Genomic DNA, 2,801 nt, shown 5'->3' on the forward strand with positions numbered 1-2,801 from the left:
GCCTTCTTGGCGTCCGGCAGCTCCGGCAGGGTGGCCTCGATCTCCTTCACCCAGGCCGGGTCGAGCACCAGCGGCAGGAGGTCGGGATCGGGGAAGTAGCGATAGTCGTGCGCCTCCTCCTTGGAGCGCATGGAGCGGGTCTCGAGCTTGCCGGGGTCGAACAGCCGGGTCTCCTGGCTGATCGAGACCCCGTATTCCAGAATCTCGATCTGCCGGCGCGCCTCGTACTCGATGGCCTGCTGGATGTAGCGGTAGGAGTTGACGTTCTTGATCTCGCAGCGCGTGCCGAGCTCGCCGCCGGGCTTGCGCACCGAGACGTTGACGTCGGCCCGCAGGTTGCCCTTCTCCATGTCGCCGTCGCAGGTGCCGAGGTAGACCAGGATGGTCCTCAGCTTCTTGACGTAAGCTGCGGCTTCTTCTGAACTTCTCATGTCCGGCATGGAGACGATCTCCATCAGCGCGGTGCCGGCCCGGTTGAGGTCGACGTAGGTGGCGTTGGGGTCCTGGTCGTGCAGGCTCTTGCCGGCGTCCTGCTCCAGGTGCAGCCGCTCGATGCGCACCGTGAAGGTCGAGCCGTCGTCGTGCTCGACGATGACCTCGCCCTCGCCGACGATGGGGTGCTTGTACTGGCTGATCTGGTAGCCCTGCGGCAGGTCCGGGTAGAAATAGTTCTTCCGGTCGAAGTGGCTCTTCAGGTTGATCTGCGCCTTCAGGCCGAGGCCGGTCTTCACCGCCTGCTCGACGCAGTGGCGATTGATCACCGGCAGCATGCCGGGCATGGCGGCGTCCACGAGGCTGACCTGCTCGTTCGGTCCCGCGCCGAAGCCCACCGCCGCGCCGCTGAACAGCTTGGCGTTGGAGGCCACCTGGGCGTGGACTTCCAGGCCCAGGACGATCTCCCACGGGCCGGTGCGGCCCTCGATCAGCTTGCTCTTCTCGCTCATGGGGCCTCAACTAGCGCCCTAAGGGGCGAAGAGAAAGCGTGACGCGCGCGTCATCTTGCGCAAGGACGAAAAACCGGGCTCAAAGGGCGCCGTTATTGGAATCCCTCGGGGAAGGAACCCATGAAGACCACCACCATCGCGGCGTTGGCCGCCCTCGCCACGCTGGCCGCCGCGCCGGCGTTCGCCCAGGCTCCGGCCCCGGCTACGACTCCCGCTCCGGCTGCCGACGCCGCCGCAGGGCCCTTGAGCGTCGACAAGACGCCGATCGGCGCCCTGTGGGCCAACCCGGCCTCCAAGGCGGTGCTGGTCAAGGAACTGCCGACGATCGAGCAGTACATGGACCAGATCAAGGACATGACGCTGGCCCAGGTCGCCCCGATGAGCCAGGGCGCCATCGACGACGCCAAGCTGAAGGTCATCCAGGCCGAATTCGACGCGATCAAGTAGGAAGCAGCGCCCATCCCTCCTCTTTAGGGAAGGGTGGACGAGGCGAAGCCTCGGCCGGGTGGGGGTTTCTGGATCAAGCTCGATCTTCGGAGCTTGAACGCGACTCCCCCACCCTGGCCGCTACGCGGCCTGTCCCTCCCTTAAAGAGGAGGGATGAGCCCTGAGCTCACCACCACTTCTGCGGCTTGACCCGGAAGTCGGCGGCCTTTTCCAGCGCCCCGCCCAGCGAGAACAGCGTGCCTTCGTCCAGCGCGCGGCCGATCAGCTGCAGGCCGAGCGGCAGGCCCGAGGCGTCGAGGCCGGCGGGCACGCTCATCCCCGGCAGGCCCGCCAGGTTCACCGTCACCGTGAAGATGTCGTTCAGGTACATGGCGACCGGATCGTCCGACTTGTCGCCCAGGCCGAAGGCGGCCGAGGGCGCCGTGGGCGTGAGCAGGGCGTCGACCTTCTCGAACGCCTGGTCGAAGTCGTCGGCGATCCGGCGGCGGACCTTCAGCGCCTTGAGGTAATAGGCGTCGTAGTAGCCGGCCGAGAGCACATAGGTGCCGATCAGGATGCGGCGCTTGACCTCGGCGCCAAACCCCTCGGCGCGGGACTTCTCGTAGGTATCGGTGAGGTTGGAGCCTTCGACGCGCAGGCCGTAGCGCATGCCGTCGTAGCGGGCGAGGTTCGACGACGCTTCGGCGGGCGCCACGATGTAGTAGGCCGGAAGCGCATATTTGGTGTGCGGCAGGGAGATCTCGACGATCTCGCAGCCGGCATCCTTCAGCCAGGCGATCCCCTGTTCCCAGAGCGCGTCGATCTCGGCGGGCATGCCGTCGACCCGGTATTCCCGGGGCACGCCGACCCGCAGACCCTTGACCGACTTGCCGACGAAGGACGCGAAATCCGGCGTCTCCACCGGCAGGCTGGTGGAATCCTTCGGATCGTGGCCGGCCATGGAGGTGAGCAGGATGGCGGCGTCCTCGACGGTGCGCGCCATCGGCCCGGCCTGGTCGAGCGACGAGGCGAACGCCACCACGCCCCAGCGCGAGCATCGGCCGTACGTCGGCTTGATGCCGACCGTGCCGGTGAACGACGCCGGCTGGCGGATCGAACCGCCGGTGTCGGTGGCCGTGGCCCCGAGGCACAGCTCCGCCGCCACCGCCGAGGCCGAGCCGCCGGAAGAGCCGCCGGGCGTCAGCTGGGCGTTGCCGCCCCGGCTCCGCCAGGGGTTGACCACCGGCCCCCAGGCCGAAGTTTCGTTGGAGGAGCCCATGGCGAACTCGTCCATGTTGAGCTTGCCCAGCATCACCGCCCCATCGCGCCACAGGTTGGCGGTGACGGTGGATTCGTAGGTCGGCTTGAACTCGCCGATGATCTTCGAGCCGGCGGTCGAGCGGACGCCCTTGGTGCAGAACAGGTCCTTGA

At 67.4% G+C, this 2,801-nt stretch carries 3 protein-coding genes; 1 reads left to right on the forward strand and 2 read right to left on the reverse strand.

Annotated features, from left to right (window positions below; genetic code table 11):
• Positions 1-944 (reverse strand): Asp-tRNA(Asn)/Glu-tRNA(Gln) amidotransferase subunit GatB (gatB, locus tag JWP28_RS18435; RefSeq protein WP_299545229.1); only part of this gene is annotated, 944 nt, incomplete at its 3' end.
• Between the two features lie 120 nt (positions 945-1,064).
• Between gatB and JWP28_RS18440 the strand changes: the two genes are divergently transcribed.
• Positions 1,065-1,391, forward strand: a complete 327-nt coding sequence (locus tag JWP28_RS18440; protein ID WP_299545231.1) for a hypothetical protein — start codon at positions 1,065-1,067, stop codon at positions 1,389-1,391.
• Positions 1,392-1,557: 166 nt separating this feature from the next.
• Here the strand turns inward: JWP28_RS18440 and gatA are convergent.
• Positions 1,558-2,801: Asp-tRNA(Asn)/Glu-tRNA(Gln) amidotransferase subunit GatA (gatA, locus tag JWP28_RS18445; RefSeq protein ID WP_299545233.1), on the reverse strand; the 1,244-nt coding region annotated here is incomplete at its 5' end.

It is taken from the genome of Phenylobacterium sp., from assembly GCF_028290885.1.
In the GTDB taxonomy this organism is placed as follows: Bacteria; Pseudomonadota; Alphaproteobacteria; order Caulobacterales; family Caulobacteraceae; genus Phenylobacterium.